Annotated in this window: 12 protein-coding genes; 3 read left to right on the forward strand and 9 right to left on the reverse strand. The window is 61.9% G+C overall.

Annotation, left to right across the window (positions count from 1 at the left end; genetic code table 11):
- Positions 1-43: 43 nt before the first annotated feature.
- From mdtD to ACSMDR_RS09300, 4 genes are all read right to left on the reverse strand, one after another.
- Entirely contained in the window at positions 44-1,444 is a 1,401-nt protein-coding gene (gene mdtD, locus ACSMDR_RS09285; protein WP_436468004.1) for a multidrug transporter subunit MdtD, read from the reverse strand.
- 270 nt (positions 1,445-1,714) lie between these two features.
- The gene (locus ACSMDR_RS09290) at positions 1,715-2,842 is read right to left on the reverse strand and encodes a CobW family GTP-binding protein (RefSeq protein WP_436468005.1); all 1,128 of its coding nucleotides are present in this window, start codon (positions 2,840-2,842) and stop codon (positions 1,715-1,717) included.
- Entirely contained in the window at positions 2,835-4,247 is a 1,413-nt protein-coding gene (locus ACSMDR_RS09295) for a D-arabinono-1,4-lactone oxidase (RefSeq protein WP_436468006.1), read from the reverse strand. Before ACSMDR_RS09295 ends, ACSMDR_RS09290 begins: the two co-directional genes overlap by 8 nt.
- Positions 4,248-4,364: 117 nt before the next feature.
- A complete protein-coding gene (locus ACSMDR_RS09300; protein WP_436468007.1) occupies positions 4,365-4,982 on the reverse strand; it encodes a LysE family translocator in 618 nt (205 codons plus the stop codon).
- Between the two features lie 77 nt (positions 4,983-5,059).
- Here ACSMDR_RS09300 and ACSMDR_RS09305 point away from each other — a divergent pair, with 77 nt between their 5' ends.
- Positions 5,060-5,971 carry a LysR family transcriptional regulator gene (locus tag ACSMDR_RS09305; protein ID WP_436468008.1) on the forward strand — a complete coding sequence of 304 codons (912 nt, stop codon included), beginning with the start codon at positions 5,060-5,062 and terminating at the stop codon, positions 5,969-5,971.
- A gap of 71 nt (positions 5,972-6,042) precedes the next feature.
- Here ACSMDR_RS09305 and ACSMDR_RS09310 read toward each other — a convergent pair whose 3' ends face one another.
- On the reverse strand, positions 6,043-6,966 hold the full coding sequence (locus ACSMDR_RS09310) for a LysR family transcriptional regulator (RefSeq protein ID WP_436468009.1): 924 nt from the start codon (positions 6,964-6,966) through the stop codon (positions 6,043-6,045).
- A 172-nt stretch (positions 6,967-7,138) separates the two neighbouring features.
- Here ACSMDR_RS09310 and ACSMDR_RS09315 point away from each other — a divergent pair, with 172 nt between their 5' ends.
- Entirely contained in the window at positions 7,139-7,888 is a 750-nt protein-coding gene (locus ACSMDR_RS09315; RefSeq protein WP_436468010.1) for a 3-oxoacyl-ACP reductase family protein, read from the forward strand.
- Positions 7,889-7,987: 99 nt separating this feature from the next.
- Here ACSMDR_RS09315 and ACSMDR_RS09320 read toward each other — a convergent pair whose 3' ends face one another.
- The 4 genes from ACSMDR_RS09320 to ACSMDR_RS09335 all read right to left on the reverse strand — a co-directional run bounded on the left by ACSMDR_RS09320 (position 7,988) and on the right by ACSMDR_RS09335 (position 16,645).
- The gene (locus ACSMDR_RS09320) at positions 7,988-9,565 is read right to left on the reverse strand and encodes an EAL domain-containing protein (protein WP_436468011.1); all 1,578 of its coding nucleotides are present in this window, start codon (positions 9,563-9,565) and stop codon (positions 7,988-7,990) included.
- 128 nt (positions 9,566-9,693) lie between these two features.
- Positions 9,694-11,271: an EAL domain-containing protein gene (locus ACSMDR_RS09325; protein WP_436468237.1), complete on the reverse strand. Its 1,578-nt coding sequence runs from the start codon at positions 11,269-11,271 to the stop codon at positions 9,694-9,696.
- Positions 11,272-11,540: 269 nt separating this feature from the next.
- Positions 11,541-14,138, reverse strand: a complete 2,598-nt coding sequence (gene acnB, locus ACSMDR_RS09330; RefSeq protein ID WP_436468012.1) for a bifunctional aconitate hydratase 2/2-methylisocitrate dehydratase — start codon at positions 14,136-14,138, stop codon at positions 11,541-11,543.
- A 227-nt stretch (positions 14,139-14,365) separates the two neighbouring features.
- Positions 14,366-16,645, reverse strand: coding sequence for a patatin-like phospholipase family protein (locus tag ACSMDR_RS09335; RefSeq protein WP_436468013.1), 2,280 nt, complete (start codon positions 16,643-16,645; stop codon positions 14,366-14,368).
- Between the two features lie 301 nt (positions 16,646-16,946).
- Between ACSMDR_RS09335 and ACSMDR_RS09340 the strand changes: the two genes are divergently transcribed.
- Entirely contained in the window at positions 16,947-18,857 is a 1,911-nt protein-coding gene (locus tag ACSMDR_RS09340; RefSeq protein ID WP_436468014.1) for a methyl-accepting chemotaxis protein, read from the forward strand.
- Positions 18,858-18,976: the final 119 nt, after the last annotated feature.

Raw genomic sequence — 18,976 nt, forward strand, 5'->3', positions numbered from 1 at the left:
CGTTTCGGCGCCCCGTCACGGGGTACCAGACAGAGGGAGCCTTTCAGTCCGCGCCGTCCCGCCTCTCCTCCCGCTCATCGGCCAGCTGTGCGAAGATCATGGCCGCCAGCATCGACATCAGCCCGATGCTGAGATAGGTGAGGTGAAAACCGTGCAACCAGTTTTCGCTCTGGGCGGCGGCAAACAGACCAAGCAAACTGGCGGCAATGGCAACCCCCAGGCTCATGGAGAGCTGCATCACCACCGAGAGCAGGCCGTTGCCACTGCTGGCATGCTCGGCGCTCAGGTCTTGCAGCGTGAGGGTGTTCATGGCGGAGAACTGCAACGAGTTGACGGCACCAAATACCCCCAGCCAGATGAGCAGGGCCCAGTAGGGCAGATCGTTGTCGATGAGACCGAAACTGGCGATCAGGGCGCCGAGCAACAGGGTATTGCTCACCAGAATGCGGCGATAGCCGATGCGCGGGATCAGCCGGTTGACCAGGGCCTTGGTCAACATGGCGCCAAGCACGGTCGGGATCATGGTCATGCCGGCTGTGCTCGGCGAATAGCCCAGACCGAGCTGGAGAAACAGCGGGGTGAGAAACGGCATGGCGCCGCTGCCCAGGCGGGCGAACAGGTTGCCCCAGACCCCGATGGCGAAGGTCTTGGTCTGAAACAGCGCCAGACTGAACAGGGGTCGCTCGGCATTGGCGGCATAGAGCCAGTAACTCGCCATGGCCGCCAGCCCGGTGATCAGCAGCAGCAACGACCAGCCGGTGGAGAGGCTGTGCTCCCCCAATCCCTGCAAGCCAACCGACACCAGCACCATGCCGGCGCTGAACATCACGAAACCTCGCCAGTCGAACCTGGGCGTCTCCCGTCGCATCTCGGGCATGTAATGCCAGCTGGCGATGAAACCCAGCAACCCCACCGGCAAGTTGATGAGGAAGACCCAGTGCCAGCTCGCCACCTCCACCAGCCAGCCTCCCAGAGCCGGGCCTATCAGTGGCCCCACCAGGCCCGGTATGGTCACAAACGACATCACCCTGAGCAGTTCGCGCTTGCTGAAGGCCCGCAGGACGGCCAGGCGCCCCACCGGCATCAACAGGGCGCCGCCCACCCCTTGCAGCACCCGCGCCACCACCAGCATGGTGAGGGTATTGGACATGGCACAGGCCAGGGAGCCCAGGCTGAACAGACTGATGGCCCACAGATAGACACGGCGGGTGCCGAATCTGTCTGCCAGCCAGCCGGAGGCCGGGATAAGCAGCGCCACCGTCAGCATGTAGGCGATGATCACGGACTGCATCTGCAGCGGACTCTCGCCCAGGGTCTCTGCCATGCTGGGCAGCGCGGTATTGAGGATGGTGCCATCGAGAGTCTGCATGAAAAAGCCGACCGCGATCAGCCAGGGCAGCCACTTGAGTTGGGCTGCTGAGAGTTCCGGGTGTGGCTGCGTCATGGTATCTCCATCAGGGTTGAGGGGGGTGAGGCCCTTGGAAACAGCTCGATGCAACTGAGCAGCCAGACCTCCTGCTGTGCCGGGCTCTCACTGAGGGGCATGCAGCCCCCCTGGCGACCCTGCTCTCCTTCTACTTCACTCCGGCCGACTTCGTGCAACTACGCGCTCAGGGAGCAAACCAGGTGGCGAGCAAGCCGTATAAGCCTCCCTTGGGGCTGACCGGCCAAGGACAGGGCCAGGATCTGCTCACCATCCTGCCCCTCACTCGAATTAAGCGTCCGGCGAACCCAGCATGGCCTTCAGCCGCTCCTCCATGCTGGGTTCGGGGGCCTTGAGGGTTCCCAGGAACAGGGCCTCGATAGCTGCCCTATCGGCGCACCTGACGATGAATACCAACCTGGACTGGGCGCGCCCTTCCGGCCAGTCGAGAAGGGTCTGCAGCGGATAGAGCTGGCCGTGTACGCCGTGGATCACCACGGGCTGGCTCTCCCCCTCCAACTGCAATATGCCCTTGAGCCGCAGCAGGGCATCCCCGTGAGCAAGCTGCACCGCCTCGATGGCGGCCAGTAACCGGGCCGGTTTGAGGGGCTCACCGATCCGCAGGGAGAAGCTCTCTATGTTGCCATGCTCGAAGTGGGTCGGCGCCGCCAGACCTACCTTGCCGCTGGCTGGCGTCAGCCGAGGTTGCATCGGCGAGGCCAGCCCCTGCTTGGAAGACTCGGTACGCAACCAGGCGAGCAGACGACGCGCATCCCGTCCCGCCCCTTCGTTGTAAGCACCTAGGGTCTCCAGCACAGTCGGGGAGAGCGCGCCCTGAGTGACATGTTCCACGGGGGCCGCCGGGTTGAGGGCCACCAGCTGGGCGTTGACACGCGCCAGGGTCTCCCCATCCACCAGATCGCCCTTGCTGACCACCAGCAGATCCGCCAGTGCCACCTGCTTGACCGCCTCGTACTGGCTGGCCAGCTGCTGCTCGATATGACCGGCATCCACCACAGTCACAGTGCCGTCGAAGCGGTAGCGCTGGGCGATAAACCCCTCCTCGGTCAGGGTGAACAGCACGGGAGCGGGGTCGGCCAGGCCAGTGGTCTCGATGATGAGCCGCTTGAACGGCTTGATCTTGCGCTGGATGGCCTTCATGAACAGCCCCTGCAACGCCTCCACCAGAGAGCCCTGCACCGAGCAGCAGATGCAGCCGGAATCGAGCAGCACCACCTGCTCGTCGATCTGCTGCACCAGATGGTGATCCAGCCCGACCGAGCCGAACTCGTTGATGAGCACGGCGCACTCGCCGAGCTCGGGTTGCTTGACCCAGTGGTTGAGCAACGTGGTCTTGCCGCTGCCGAGAAAGCCGGTCAGCAGGGTCACGGGAATACGGGTGTCCTGATTGTCAGTCATGGCTCTCTCCTGCTGCCGGGGCAAACAGCTGGCCCAGCCAGCGGTTCTCGAAACGGCTCTGGGGATCCAGTTCGGCCTTGAGCGCCATGAACTCATGCCAGCGCGGCAACAGGGCCGGAAAGTCGTAGAGATCCATTGCCAGATGCTTGCCAAAATGCGGAATGCCGCCGAGCGGCACCAGCAGCTGTTGCAGTTCGCGCATCTGCTCCATGGAGCCGCCCACGAAGGTGCCATCCGCCGCCAGGTAGACGAGGAAGCCTATCCAGCATACATCCTGTTGATAGGCGCCGCTGAGCCAAGCCTCGGAAGGCCCGGTACAGCGCAGGATGAAGGGGTAGTGCAGCACGCCCGGGTTGGCCTCTTGCCATGCCTGCAGTATCTCCAGCGCCTCCTGCATGCGATGAAGCGGCACCGCTACCTCGCAGTTGATCTGGGGCGCAGGTATCCCCTTGCAGAGGATCTGATAAACGTTGCCCACCAGATCCGTGGCATCCTTGAAGCGGCGCACCGTCTCGAAGTGCTCTCCGGCCTGGGACTCGTCCTTGGTGTCCTTGCCCATCTTCTGCAAGGTGGCATCTATGGTGGCATTCATGGCAGTGTCAGTGCCGTCCTCCAGCAGCAGGGGCTCGCTGCCTGCGGCGCGGTAACGGGCCACCTCCTCCTCGGAGGCGGGATCCACCAGCCAGACATGACTCTCGCCTGTCCAGGCAAACCACCAGCTCTTCACGAAGCCATGCTCGCGATTGAGCCGCTCGTTGTGTGCCAGCAGGAAGGGGTAGTCGGTGGTGAACTTGGTGCAGCGCATGATGCGATTTGGCACGGTGCGCAGGGTCACCTCAAGCAGTATGCCAAGCAGCCCCAGCCCCATGACGAAGGCGCCAAATTCGGGATGTGCGCGGTCAATGGTGCGGATCTCGCCATCAGCCAGCATGATGCGCAGGGCCAGCACGGCATCGCACAGGGCCGCCTGATGCAGCCCCTGACCATGGGTGCCCGTACTGAGCGCGCCGCCCAGGGTCTGGATGCCGATCACCCCGGGGGATGCCGGCAGCATGCGATCCATGGCGATGAGATCGGCATACAGGGCATCCAGCGGGGTCGCAGCATGATAGGTGACGCTCTCTTCCGTCACCCCGAGCTGGCCGGTCATTTGGCAGAGATCCACCAGCAGCGCCTGATTGCCTTCGGCATAGACGCTGTGGATGGGTTCAAAGGAGAGGCCTGAGCCAATCAGCCGGATCTTGCGGCCGGGCTGTTCGCGCAGCAGTCGCTGCAGTTCGTCGCGGTTTTTCGGGCGCCACACCTGATCCAGGGCGCCGAGGGGATTGGTTCTGGACCAGTTGAACAGCACCTCCCGATTATCAATCGCCTTGATGCTGTGAAATGCCTGGAACTGGACCGTCATACCGCGCCTCATCTGACTTCAAAATGAGCGGTGATTCTACCGAAAAGTGAACCACAAGGCATGAAAAACAAGCCCCTACAGTCGAGGGTGGATAAGGGGGATGACTCCCCCACTCCCTCAGCGCGATTGCTGGGTCAGTGCCAGTAGCATGCCGAACCCCACCAGCAAGCCACCAAACACCCGGTCGATCCAGTGGCGCACCGCCAAGAGACGGACCCGTACCGACGCGGTGGAGAAGAAAAGTGCCACCGCACTGAACCAGACCCCGTGGGCCAGTACGATGAAGGTGCCATAGCCAAGCTGGACGCCAAGTGGCGTCTGCGGCTGTACCACCTGCATGAACAAGCTGACGATAAAGATGGTGGTCTTGGGGTTGAGCACATTGGTCAGAAACCCGGTGCGCAGTGCCCCCAGGCTGGAGAGGGTCGGCTGGCTGGCCATCTCCTCATGGGTCACAGGCCTGGCGCGCAACATCTTGATGCCGAGGAAGATGAGGTAGGCGGCCCCTGCCAGCTTGATGAGGTTGAACAACCAGAGCGACTGCTGGATCAGCAGGCCGACCCCCAGCAGGGTGTAGGTCACATGGACGCAGACCCCGGCCGCTATGCCGAGCGCCGTCAGCACGCCGGTGCGACGGGAGAGCAGCAGGCTGTTGCGCGACACCATGGCAAAATCGGGCCCAGGGCTGATGACGGCAAAGAAGGTAATGGCCACTACGGCTAACAGTTCGGTCATAAAAAAGAGTCCTAATCCTGAGAGGTATCGGTTATTTTATTTGGTATATACACCAGTAACTAACGATAACTTCTGACATGAATGGTGATAAAAACTCACAGAAAGACCTCTCCCTTCCCTCCCTGACGGCACTGCGCTGTTTCGAGGTGGCGGCTCGCACCGAAAACTTCAGCCGCGCCGCCGATGAGCTGCATCTCACCCATGGCGCCATCAGCCGGGCAGTACGCCTGCTGGAGGAGGATCTGGGGATCAGGCTGTTCGAGCGCCGCCAGCGCCGGGTCTTTCTGAGCGAGGCGGGCAGCAGGCTCCATGAGGCCGTCAGAGAAGGGCTGGGCAGGATCCGGGAGACGGCGCAGGCCCTGCGCCAGCAGAGCAAGCCCCAGTCGCTGGTCATCTCCTGCGAACCCACTCTGCTGATGCGCTGGCTGATCCCGCGCTGGCCCGCCTTTCAAGCCCTGCACCCCGAGCTGGACGTGCATCTGATGGCGGGCGGTGGCGCCCTCAGCTTTGGCAGCGGCATCGATCTCGCCATTCGGCGCAACGACTTTCACTGGCCTGATGACCTTTACAGCCAGCTGCTGTTTGAGGAGCTAACGGGGCCCGTCTGTCAGCCGGGCAAGGTGGCGCAGTTTTTCGAGCCACAAGGGGAACTGCCGGCGCTGCACCCCTCTGCCCCCCGCCTGCACACCAAGACCCGTCCCGCCGCCTGGCAAAGCTGGCAGGAACAGGCCGGACAGAGTGCAAGCGACGAGGCGCCGACCCAGACCTTCGAACACTTCTACTTCAGCCTGCAGGCCGCCGTGGCGGGTCTTGGCGTCGCCATCGGGCCCTACCGGCTGGTGTGCGACGATGTCGCCGCCGGCCTGCTGGCCGCCCCGCTCGGATTCATCCCGGATGGCACCGGCTATCACCTGCTCGCCGCCGCGCCACCGATTCCCGGCAGCCCCCATGAGAAGCTGGCGAACTGGCTGCAATCCCTGAGCAAATAGGTCACGACACCTCGCGGGCACAAGATGCCTCCCTGGCTCGCATGTGACTGCCGGACAGTGACGACACAGACTCAGCGAGCCCGGAAACCACTGCCACTCGCTTGCGCCGCCAGCAGCAAGGCATCGACCACGACGCGCAGCTTGAGCTGCATGTGCTGGCTGCGGGCCCAGATGACATTGATCGGCATCTCGCCACCGGACTGATCAATAAGCACGGGGATCAGGGCGCCCGAGGCCAATTGCTCGCTCACCAGCCAGGTCGGCACCTGAACCAGGCCTAGGCCAGCCAGGGCCGCGGCCCGTACCGCCTCACCATCTCCCATTTCATGGCGCACCTGTATGTCGTACGCCTCGGTCTGGCCCGCGCCATTGTTGAGTAGCCAGCGATGACGATAGCCAGATCGCCAATCGATGATGCAGTCGTGCCGTGACAACTCATCCGGGGTCAGGGGGGCCCCGCGCCGGGCCAGATAGGAGGGCGCCCCGCAGATGACCAGCTTCTGCTCCCCCAGACGACGCGCAACGAGGTCGGCCTGATCCTCCAGCGCGCCAATCCGCACCACCAGATCGATGTTGGCCTCAATAAGATCGACCTTGCGCTCGTTGAAGGTCACCGACAGATCCAGCTGCGGATGGCGACTAGCCAAATCCAGCAGGAGTGGCAGCACATGCCGACGGCCAAACGCAGCGGGAAGATCGATGCGGACCCGACCCGACGGGTTTCGTTGCCCCGATGAGAAGCTGCTTTCCGCCTCCTCCAGCACCCGGGTAGCCTGGAGGCAACTGGCCAGATACGCCTCTCCCTCCAGGGTCAGACTGACCCGACGGGTGGTTCTGTGCAGCAGCTTGACCCCCAGTCGCGCCTCCAGGCGCACTATGCTTTTGCTCAGCGCCGAACCGGTCAGCCCCAGTGCCAGCGCCGCCGTGGTAAAGCTGCCCGACTGCGCCACGGCGACAAAGTGCCTGACACTCAGAAAGGGATCTTGTGTGGCCACCTATTCAGTCCTTCAGGGAAATAGAGATTGGAATAATAGCCACTTAATCAATCTCAAGGAATCAATCACACTGTTCACAGGTTCATTCAACGCCACTTTTGCTTCCTGGCTGAATGGGCTCTAGTTCCCAACTCGCTCAGACATGACTTCATTTTCAGACAGGAGATATCAGATGTTGACCGTCAAATCACTCAGTGGACAGGTTGCCTTCGTACAGGGCGGTTCGCGCGGCATTGGTGCCGCCATTGTCAAACGCCTCGCCCGCGACGGCGCCGCCGTGGCCTTCACCTACGTCTCTTCGGCCGGCAAGGCGGACGAGATAGCCGCGGCCATCACCGCCGCAGGCGGCAAGGCGCTGGCCATCCGTGCCGACAGCGCAGATGCCGTGGCCGTTCAGCACGCCATACGCCAGGCCGTCACCACCTTCGGTCGACTGGACATCCTGGTCAACAATGCCGGGGTACTGGTGTGGGGCAACATTGAGGAGCTGACTCTGGATGCCCTCGATCGTACCCTGGCGGTCAACATTCGCAGCGTGTTCGTGGCCAGTCAGGAGGCCGCGCACCACATGGAGAACGGAGGGCGCATCATCAACATCGGCAGTACCAACGCAGACCGCATCCCCGTCGCGGGTGGCTCAATCTACGCCATGAGCAAGTCGGCCCTGGTCGGTTTGACCAAGGGCATGGCCCGGGATCTGGGCCCGCGGGGCATCACGGTGAACAACGTGCAGCCAGGCCCGGTCGATACCGACATGAACCCGGCTGACGGTGAGTCGGCGGAACAGCTCAAGGGCCTGATGGCCCTGGCACGCTACGGCAAGGATGAGGAGATCGCCAGCTTCGTCGCCTATCTGGCTGGCCCCGAAGCAGGCTATATCACGGGGGCCAGCCTGACCATTGACGGTGGTTTCTCCGCCTGACCCTCTGTTTGACGACACAAAAGAAAACCCCGGCACTCGCCGGGGCTTTTCATCAGGCAGACAGCAATACCGTCATGCCCTGGTCGTCACCGGTTCGGCTCAGGCCGGCGCAAGGAGCGTCCCTTCGGCATCGATGGCTGACACGGAATTCCCCGTCAAACGCTCATCACAAAATTGCCGTACCGGCACAGGACGACCAAACAGATAGCCCTGCAAGTAAGTCACCTTGCCCTTGAGATAATCGGCCTGCAATCGGGTTTCGATCCCCTCGGCGACCAGCGCCAGACCAAGCCGACCGCCGAGATCGATCACGTTGTCGACTATGTGTTCGGACAACGATTCGGTGCCGATGCGACCGATGAAGGACTTGTCGATCTTGAGATAGTCCACATGGAACTGCTGCAGGTAGACCAGACTGGAGTGCCCGGTGCCAAAGTCATCCATGGCCAGTTGCACACCCAGTGCGTCCAGTTGACGGAACAGGGAGAGGGTATGGGGATCCGCCACCAGCAGATCCCGCTCGGTCAGCTCAAGCACCAGCACCACCTTGCCTGGCGTGAAGCGCGCAAGGAAAGCACGACACTCACGCAGTAGGCGATCATCGCGGCAATGGGCCGCACTGATGTTGAAGCTGATGTGAAAGCCATCCGGCAAGCATGCCTGCCTGGCGGCCAGCACCTCCCCCACCTCCGTCATGATGAGGTCGGTCATGGGTACGATCAGGCCGCTGGCCTCCGCCTGGGGAATGAATAGATCCGGACGGATCAGTCCCGCATCAGGATGCTGCCAACGCATCAATACCTCGGCTCCCACCAGTTGCTCGCTGTCACTTGCCACCAGAGGTTGCAGGAAGGGAACAAACTCCCTGGCCTGCAAGGCACGAGCAAGCTCGTGGATAGGCGAGCGGGGTCGACCCAGCAGCCACCACATGATGCAGGCAAAGCTGGCGCTGAAGCCGGACAGCAGCCAAAGCCCGAAACCGTGATGCTGCCACAACCCCATGAGCGTAGGAGAGGAGGCGTAGCCAGCATAGATGGAGAGGGGGTAGGCGGCCGACTGGATCCGCACATGATCCTGGCTCGCCAGGAGGGGCTCGGCGGCGAAAAAGTGGCCCTGATCATCGAGCCAGCAATCACCAACCCTGAGCATGACGGGCATGGCTCTCTGGTTGAGATTCAGCATGAAGTTGAGGTAATCCCCATCGATCAGGGTCATGACGGCCCCCTGTGGCGAGACAGCTCGTACCGAGAGGATGGGATGCTGTTGCCGTACCAGATTTCCCGCCATCAATCTCAGGCGACCCTGGCTGTACTGATCGGCGGTATAGGGGATCTCCCGCAGGCCAAACTGGGAGGTGCAATAGACGCGGTTCCCCTCACTCAGGTTGACCGAACGCACGAAAGGCACCATGGCGACCAGCGCCCTGAGGGTCGGCATCGCCGTGGCGCAGGGTTTGCCCAGAAACGGCAATGCCTGACCATTGGCCTCCTCGGCATGGGCCAGCATGGTCTCCATCAATCCCAGGGTATGGGTCGCAGCCTGTCTCGACTCCCACTGCAGATCGGCCCGATAACGAACCAGCAGCGCCCAGCTGCCGAACAGCATGGGCAACGCGAACACCAGCAAGGTGATCAGCACTCTGGGCCTGACCGTATCGACACCGGAGAAATAGCGCATAGTAGATCCCGCTCATGAAAGAGGCGCCATTCTAGCAACCCCCCGCTGAACAGGACCCTAATCGCTCAAAATACGAGCATTGATGATGCCCGCTCAGGTCGCCAGCCGATGGCGTGCGGCATGCCGCCTCAGGGACAGGGTGCAAGCTCGACCCCGCACGGTGTCGGCGGCGCCGAGGATCTCAACTCCCCGCAGAACCGGGGCAGCGGCACCGGGCGACCCAGCAGATAGCCCTGCAGATAGGCCACCTTGCCCCTGAGGTAGTCAGCCTGCTGGCGGGTCTCGACCCCTTCGGCGATCAGGGCCACGCCGAGCCGGCTGCCAAGGTCGATGACGTTGTCCACTATGTGCTCGGACAGCGACTCGGTGCCGATGCGGCCGATGAAGGACTTATCGATCTTGAGGTAATCCACCCGGAACTGCTGCAGATACACCAGGCTGGAGTGGCCGGTGCCAAAATCATCGATGGCCAGCTTTACTCCCATCTCGTCCAGTTGCCGAAACAGGGAGAGGGTGTGGGGATCGGCCACCAGCAACTCCCGTTCGGTCAGCTCCAGCACCAATACCACCCGCCCCGGGATAAAATGGGCGAGAAAGGCGCGGCACTCCGCCAGCAGGGAGAAGTCCCGGCAGTGAACGGCACTGATGTTGAAGCCGATATGAAAGCCGTCCGACAGCTTGTCCTGCCAGCTCGCCAATTGCTGGGCTACCGTCTGCATCAGCTGGGCCGTCATGGGCACTATCACGCCGCACTCCTCCGCCTGGGGAATGAACAGGTCGGGGCGGATAAGCCCGGAGCTGGGGTGTTGCCAGCGCATCAGCACTTCGGCCCCCATCAGCTTGCCACCGTCGCTGGCCACCAGGGGTTGCAGGTAGGGCAGGAACTCCCGGGCCCGCAACGCCCGTTTCAGCTCCCCCTCCATGGAGCGAGGCCGCCCCAGCAGCCACCACACCAGCAGCGAGATGATCAGGGAGAAGCCCAGCAGCATCAAGATGGTCAGGTGCCTGACCTGCCAGAGCGAATACCAGCTGGAAGGCAGCGCCAGGCCGGCGTAGATGGAGAGGGGGTAGCGCCTCGACTGGACGCTATGGGGAGCCAGGGCTGGCAAGCTGGGCTCCCTGCCCATCAGCTGCCCCAGGTGATCCAGCCACTCTTCCCCAACCTGGAGTAGTACTTCGCCGCCGTGGGGCGCACTCAGGGTCAGTATCATCTTCAGATACTCCCTGTCGATGGTGCTGAGGACGGCGCCGTGCCCGCTCTCGGTGCGTATCGCCAGCATGGGTTGGCTGCTCAGTTCCGCATGACCCGGCAGCAGACGCAAGAGACCTTCACTGTAGGCACCTGGCTCATCGTGCCACTGCACCTTGCCCATCACCGAGTTGCAGTAGACTCCATGGCCATCGACCAGGTTGAGGCTGCGCACGAAGGGCACCAGCGCCACCTGCTTGCGCAGAGTGAGGAGGGTGGACTGGCAGGGGTGATTGACCAGGTGGGCTACCTTGCGGTTGGCCTCTTCGACATGGTCAAGCATCCTCTCCATCAACTGCACGGCCTGGGTCGCGGCCCGTTCAGACTGCCGATCAAGCGTACGTAGATAGTTGGCATGCAGCTCCTGCAGCCCCACCGACATGGGCAGGGCGAAGACCAGGACGGCGCTCAGAAGGCGCCAGCCAGGTCTTGAGATATCGAACCCGAACAGGAACATAAGGTGGTATACCCATGACATGAGAGGATGGCGGCCTTCGTGGCGTCGCCCTTTCTTCTAACGGTAAACTGCGCGCCTCCCTTGCCACAGTCCAGAGGCGGCAGATGATACTGCGGCCCGGCGGCGACTTTCATGGCCTAGATCATTTTTTGTTCAATGGCATTCGCAACTCAGGTCACCAGCTTTCCATCCGGTGCACAGACGAAAAAGCCCCGGCATCGACCGGGGCTTTTTATCAGAGTGCTGGCGCCGGTTCGGCGCCTACTCCCTTATACCGCTTGTTGCAAAATCACCGCATCGGCCTTCTGGGTGTAGGAGGCGATCTCGTTGAAGTTGAGGTAACGATAGGTATCAGCCGCAGTGGCATCCAGGGTCTTGGCGTACTGCAGGTACTCGGCCACGGTCGGGATCTTGCCCAGGATAGCCGCAACGGCGGCCAGCTCGGCAGACGCCAGATAGACGTTGGCACCCTTGCCCAGACGGTTCGGGAAGTTGCGGGTGGAGGTAGAGACCACCGAGGCTCCTTCCGCAACCCGTGCCTGGTTCCCCATGCACAGGGAGCAGCCCGGGATCTCGATGCGCGCACCGACCCGGCCGAAGATGCCGTAGTAGCCCTCTTCGGTCAGCTGGTCGCGGTCCATCTTGGTCGGCGGCGCTATCCACATCCGGGTCGGCAGTGAGCCCTGGTACTTGTCCAGCAGCTTGCCGGCGGCACGGAAGTGACCGATGTTGGTCATGCAGGAACCGATGAACACCTCGTCAATCTTGTCGCCAGCCACGTCGCTCAGCAGACGGGCATCGTCCGGATCGTTAGGCGCACAGAGGATAGGCTCCTTGATGGTAGCCAGATCGATCTCGATGATTTCGGCGTACTCGGCATCCTTGTCCGCTTCCATCAATACCGGATTGGCCAGCCACTCTTCCATTCCCTTGATACGACGGGTGATGGTGCGCACATCGCCGTAGCCTTCGGAGAGCATCCATTTCAGCATGACGATGTTGGACTTGAGGTACTCGGCGATGGGGGCCTGATCCAGCTTGATGGTACAACCGGCGGCGGAGCGTTCGGCACTGGCATCGGCCAGCTCGAAGGCTTGTTCCACCTTCAGGGTCGGCAGACCTTCGATCTCGAGGATCCGGCCAGAGAAGGCGTTCTTCTTGCCCGCTTTCTCGACGGTCAGCAGCCCTTTCTGGATGGCGGCGTAAGGGATGGCATGGACCAGATCACGCAAGGTGATGCCTGGTTGCAGTTCGCCCTTGAAGCGGACCAGAATGGATTCCGGCATATCCAGCGGCATGACGCCGGTGGCGGCGGCGAAGGCCACGAGGCCAGAACCCGCCGGGAAGGAGATGCCGATTGGGAAGCGGGTGTGGGAGTCACCACCTGTGCCCACTGTGTCAGGCAGCAGCATGCGGTTGAGCCAGGAGTGGATGACACCGTCACCCGGGCGCAGGGAGACGCCGCCGCGGTTCATGATGAAGTCCGGCAGAGTGTGGTGGGTCTGCACATCGATAGGCTTGGGATAAGCGGCGGTGTGGCAGAAGGACTGCATGGTCAGATCGGCGGAGAAGCCCAGACAGGCCAGATCTTTCAGTTCATCGCGAGTCATGGGGCCCGTGGTGTCCTGAGAGCCGACGGTAGTCATCTTCGGCTCGCAGTAGGTGCCCGGACGAATGCCCTGCACGCCGCACGCCTTGCCGACCATCTTCTGGGCCAGGGTGTAGCCCTTGCCGGTATCGGCCACAGGTTGCGGACGACGGAACACGGTAGAGAACGGCAACCCTAAGGCCTCGCGGGCCTTGTCAGTCAGGCCACGACCAATGATCAGCGGAATACGGCCACCGGCACGCACCTCGTCGATCAGCACGTCTGTCTTGAGGGTGAACTCGGCCAGCACCTCATCGGTGCCGTGGCGGGTGATCTTGCCCTCATAGGGGAAGATGTCGATCACATCGCCCATGTTCAGCTTGGCAACATCGACCTCGATGGGCAGGGCACCGGCATCTTCCATGGTGTTGAAGAAGATGGGGGCTATCTTGCCGCCGAGGCAGACGCCACCGGCGCGCTTGTTCGGCACGAAGGGAATGTCGTCGCCCATGAACCAGAGCACGGAGTTGGTGGCGGACTTGCGGGAAGAGCCGGTACCGACCACGTCGCCCACATAGGCCAGCGGGAAGCCCTGCTCTTTCAGGGTGTCGATGGTCTTGATGGGACCGACGGTACCGTCGCTGTCCGGGGTGATGCCAGGACGCGCGTTTTTCAGCATGGCCAGGGCATGGAGCGGGATATCGGGACGGGACCAGGCGTCCGGTGCCGGGGACAGGTCGTCGGTGTTGGTCTCGCCGGTCACCTTGAAGACGGTAACGGTGATCTTCTCGGCCAGCTCCGGACGGTTCAGGAACCAGTCGGCATCGGCCCAGGATTGCAGCACCTGTTTGGCGAAGGTGTTACCGGCCTCGGCCTTCTCCTGCACATCGTGGAAGGAGTCGAACATCAACAGCGTATGGGAGAGGCCCTTGGCAGCAAGAGGGGCCAGTTCGGCATGGTCGAGCAGGTCGATCAGTGGCTGGATGTTGTAGCCACCCTGCATGGTACCGAGCAGCTCGACCGCCTGGGCGGCGCTCAGGATAGGCGACAGGGTTTCACCCTTGGCGACCGCAGTCAGGAAACCAGCCTTGACGTAGGCGGCCTCATCGACACCGGGCGGGACGCGGGAGGACAACAGCTCTTTCAGAAAATCTTCTTCGCCGGCGGGGGGGGCCTTGAACAGTTCAACCAGTGCGGCAACTTGCTCTGCGTTCAGAGGTTTGGCAACCACGCCCTCGGCGGCACGTTCTTCGACGTGTTTACGGTAGGTTTCAAGCACGACTAATTCCTCTTTGGTCTTTTTTGGGGCTCGCCCAGGCTGGCGGCGATCGTCCTTGCGGGACACCCTTAGGGTGCCCCCCACTATATAAGTTTTAACGAGTAATTAAAATCCAATCCCTGCACACTTATTCACCTAAACCAGCTAACCATTTAAAGTTGCTGATGTTTTGGCTGTTAACAGAAAACACAGAGAATTCAACTTAACAAGTTGTCAGCATTTTCACCCTATTCGAAGGTACTGCCCAGTTGCAGGTAGATGACATCATTCCCGCCCTCCGCCATGCCGTAGCCCAGGAAGATGGGACCGAGGAAGCTCTCTATCCCCACATAGACAGAACCGGCGAGAATGGAGCTCTCCAGGCTGATATCCTCGCCCTTATTCCAGACCCCGCCGCGTTCGATGGAGCCGCCTAGATAGAGGGGAGCGCGCAGGGCGCCAAAGTCGTTGTCCGCCACCCGGTAGATATAGCGCAAGCCACCAAACAGGCTGTAGCGCCCGGAGAGTTCATAGCGTTGGTAACCGGATAGACGGAACAGGCCGCCGAGATCCTGAATGTCGAGAGGGATAGCCTCATCGGTGTCCAGACCGCCCCCCTCGAGCAACAAGTTGATACTGTGCCTGTCCCAGGACCAGGGTTTGATCAGGGAGAGGTGATAACTGATACCCGACGAATTCTTGTCGCCATCTAGGCCGGTGCCATCGTCCGTGGAGACCCGGGTATAACCCGCTCTGACATCCCACTGCACCCCTTCATAGGGGAAATAGCGGCTATCAAGGGTGTCGTGTTCGAAGCGCACATAAGGCCCCCAGGCGGTGGCATCGACGGTGGCGTCTTTGAAGTTTTGCAGCTCGATATTGCCTATCTTGCCGTTCAAGCCGATGGAGACCCGGCTCCAGGGCTGACGGTTCCACCCAAGGGAGGCATCCGCACTGAAGAAGCTGTATTCCGACTCCACAAAGTTGACTGGCAAGAACCCCGCCTCGTCCGGCGAGACAAAGAGCCGACGCTGGGTCTTGTCATAGCCCAGGCTCGCCTCGCCATAGAAGGTCTGCGACGACTCAAGGGGGGTGTAGAAGTCGGTCTTGACGTGCTTGGCCGTACCGAGCGAGGCTTCGGTCAGCCACTCGGCACCCAGATCGTTCACATTGGTCAGGGTGTAGGACATGCCGACGTTGTAATTGGAATCGCTCTGGAAATCGTCGGAGAAGCCAAGCTGGAAGTTGAGATAACCCGGCCCCCAGTTCTTCTCGCTGGCATCGACCACCAGCACGTTCTCGCCGTTGCGCTCCTCGACCTGGTAGGTGATGCGATCGAAGGACTCCAGCGCATAGAGGCGGCGAATGCCTGCTTCCAGGCTCTCGTTGGTCTGCACCTTGTCAGGACGCACCTTGAGGGTGGCGATCATGGTCTCGTCGGAGAGGCGGGAATTGTTGACCAGCTCTACCTTGTCGATGAAGTAGGCTGGCTGGCCGCTGCGTTCGGCGCGGCGACTCAGCTTCTGGTTGCGATAGGCGGCATAATCCGCCTTGGAGAGCGATAACCCATCGAGCTGGCCAGCGGCCCGTCTGGCCACCTCTTCACCATCTTTAATGCCATCCGGCATCAGGGCAAAATCGGCGATACCCATGCCGCCGAACTCAGGGATCAGCAAGATATCTTTGGGCCCCATCAATGCCTTCTGCTTCTCGGTACCCACTTGCGTCATATAGGTGGTGAGCTGATCTATCATGGCGAGCCCGGATTTGAGCTCCTCCTTGGTACGCAATCTGGCACTGATATCGACCGCGATGACGATATCGGCGCCCATGGCCTTGGCCACATCGACGGGCATGTTGTTGACAGAACCGCCGTCGGCCAGGATGTGTCCCTCCCACTCAACCGGCTTGAGTGCGCCGGGGATGGACATGGAGGCCTGCATCGCCTTGGCGAGACTGCCGTGCTCAAGCACGAAGGGGGTCACCGTCTCCATGTCGGTCGCGACCGCGCGATAGGGGATAGGCAGATCGTTGAAACTCTTTTGCACCGGCAGGTTGGAGGTGGCAAAGCGCAGCAGGCTGGCCATGGACTGGCCCTGGAAGAAACCATCCGGCAACTGGGTCGTATTGCCGTTGACGCCAATGTCGGTGCGCAACTGGTACTGTTCGTTCTGTTGCTTCTTGCGCAAGGAGAGCTCGTTGCGCCCCACCTTGTCCTGATACCCCTTGTTCCAGTCGATGGCCAGGGTGGTGCGCTCCACCTCCTCGGCGCTATAACCCATGGCATACATGCCTGCCACATAGGAGCCCATGCTGGTGCCGACGACGATATCGACCGGGATCCGCTTCTCTTCCAGTACCTTGAGCACCCCGATGTGGGCCGAGCCCTTGGCGCCACCACCACTGAGTACCAGCGCGATTTTGGGGCGCTCACTCGCCATGACTTGGCCACCGAACAGGACAAGCAACGGCAGGCAGCCGAGCAACAGAAGCAGAGTGCGGGTCCATTCCCGGCGAGCAGCGTACATATGAGTTTCCATGGGGTCGATGCGGCATTGCAATGATTGCAGCCTACTATAAGGGGCAATCAGGGAACCGCAAGCCTCTATCCCGACGAGGCGAGATGGCTCCCGGTACAGGTACCAAGCTCCCCTGCCCGCTCGCCCCCGACGTCAGCGAGCCCCCTGATTCCAGATGACACCGAGCTATCCTCCTCCTCATGTGCGCGCAAACGCAAACGTTGAATAAAACCCAGCCCAGGCTCAAGAACGCCCCCTTCCGGCCGCTAATATCATGACCTCCTTTTCAACCGGATCCCGAGTCAACGCCATGCTTGCAAGCCTGACCCTCAAACAGAAAATAATCGCCACCGTCACCCTGGCCGTGGTGTTCTCCTGCCTGCTGGTGGGTTACTTCAGCCAGCGCTCGGCCCAGCAGCTGATCGAGACCCGCATGTTCGAGCAAGAGCTGCCGAACCTGACCCAGCGCATCGGCAAGGACATCGAAAAGGATCTCAACTCGGTGGCCAACGCCGCCAAGCAGCTGGCCAATGACCGCTTCGTGCTGGACTGGGTGGCGCGTGGCATGCCCAAGGAGCAGGAGGGCATCCTCATCAGTCAGCTCAAGGATCTCACCCAGCAATACGGATTGGTGACCGCCTCCTTCGCCGACAGGCAGAGCGCCGCCTATTACAACCAGGATGGCTTCCTGCGCAACCTGACCCAGAGCCAGGATGCCTGGTTCTATGACTACACCAAAAGCCAGCAGGACCTGATGCTCAGCATCTTTCGCGAGGCCAACGGCGAGATGAAGCTGTTCGTCAACTTCCAGCAGCTGGGGGGCCGCGGCTTGGCCGGACTCGCCAAATCCCTGGACACCATGGTCGCCACCCTCTCCAACTTCCGGGTCGGCGACAGCGGCTTCGTCTTCATGACCGATGGCAGCGGCAAGGTGAAACTGCATCCGGATGCCGCCCGCATCGATCGGGATACGCTGAGTCAGCTGGCCGGCCCAGATGCCGCCGCGCTGCTCACCAAGCAGGAGTTTTCCGCCAGCCATGCCGAGGTCGATGGCCAGGCAGTGGTGCTGGCTACCAGCTATATTCCCCTGCTCGACTGGTACCTGGTGGTGCAGGTTCCCGAAGCCGAGATCTATGCCGAACTCGACAAGGCCCGCCTGCACATCGTGCTGGTCAGTCTGGTCATTGCCCTGGGCATGGGGCTGCTTGGCATGGTGCTGGCAGGTTCGGTCAGCCGTCCTCTCAACGAACTGGCCCGCCTGTTCCGGGCGTTAGGTAGCGGCGATGGCGACCTGACCCAGCGTCTCAAGGTCGAGGGCAAGGATGAACTGAGCGAGGTCGCCAAAGGCTTCAACAACTTCGTGGCCAAGATCCATGGCTCCATCGAGCAGGTCGCCAGCAACTCACGCCAACTGGCCGCCACCGCCGCCCAGGTTGCCGAGCAGGCTCAGCTCACCCAGCACAACTGCACCGCCCAAAGAGATCGTACCGTCCAGGTCGCCACCGCCATTCATGAGATGGGCGCCACCGTCGGCGAGATAGCCGGCAACGCCTCCCTGGCCGCCGATGTAGCCAAGCAGGCCAACCAACAGGCCGAGGCGGGAGCCGACGTGGTTTCCCAGGCTCGTCACGGCATCGTCGGGCTCTCCAGTGAACTGGAAGAGGTCTCCGGGGTGATTGGCTCCCTGGCCGGCCAGACCGATGCCATCGGCAGCATACTCGACACCATCCGCAGCATCTCGGAGCAGACCAACCTGCTGGCACTCAACGCCGCCATCGAGGCCGCCCGGGCCGGTGAACAGGGTCGTGGCTTCGCCGTGGTGGCCGACGAGGTGCGCAACCTCGCCAGCCGCTCCGCCGCCTCCACCGAGGAGATCCAGAAGATGATCAACAGCCTGCAGGCTCAGTCCGCCCGCGCCGTGAGTGCCATGGCCGAGGGGCACAGCCAGAGCCTGGCCGTGGTGAACCAGGCAGACAAGGCCAACGAGGCCCTGGGCCAGATCACCTCCCACATCACTCAGATAAGCGACATGAACATCCAGGTGGCCACCGCCACCGAAGAGCAGTCCAGCGTAGTGGGCGAAATCAACCGCAACGTGGAAGACATCAACCAGCTCACCATGGAGACGGCGGACATAGCCCACCAGCTGACGGCTTCCAGCCGTAGTCTGCAACAACTCTCCGGCGAGCTGGACCAACTGGTCGGCAACTTCCGGCTATGACACTGACCAGAGCGCGCCCAGGCGCGCTCTGCAACTATTGAGATGACCCTGGCCCCGCGCGGGCAACCCTCCCGGGTAGGGATATCCGGGTGCCCACGCAGTGCCAGACCGCTAATTGT

Source organism: Aeromonas molluscorum, assembly GCF_051376105.1.
In the GTDB taxonomy this organism is placed as follows: domain Bacteria; phylum Pseudomonadota; class Gammaproteobacteria; order Enterobacterales; family Aeromonadaceae; genus Aeromonas; species Aeromonas molluscorum.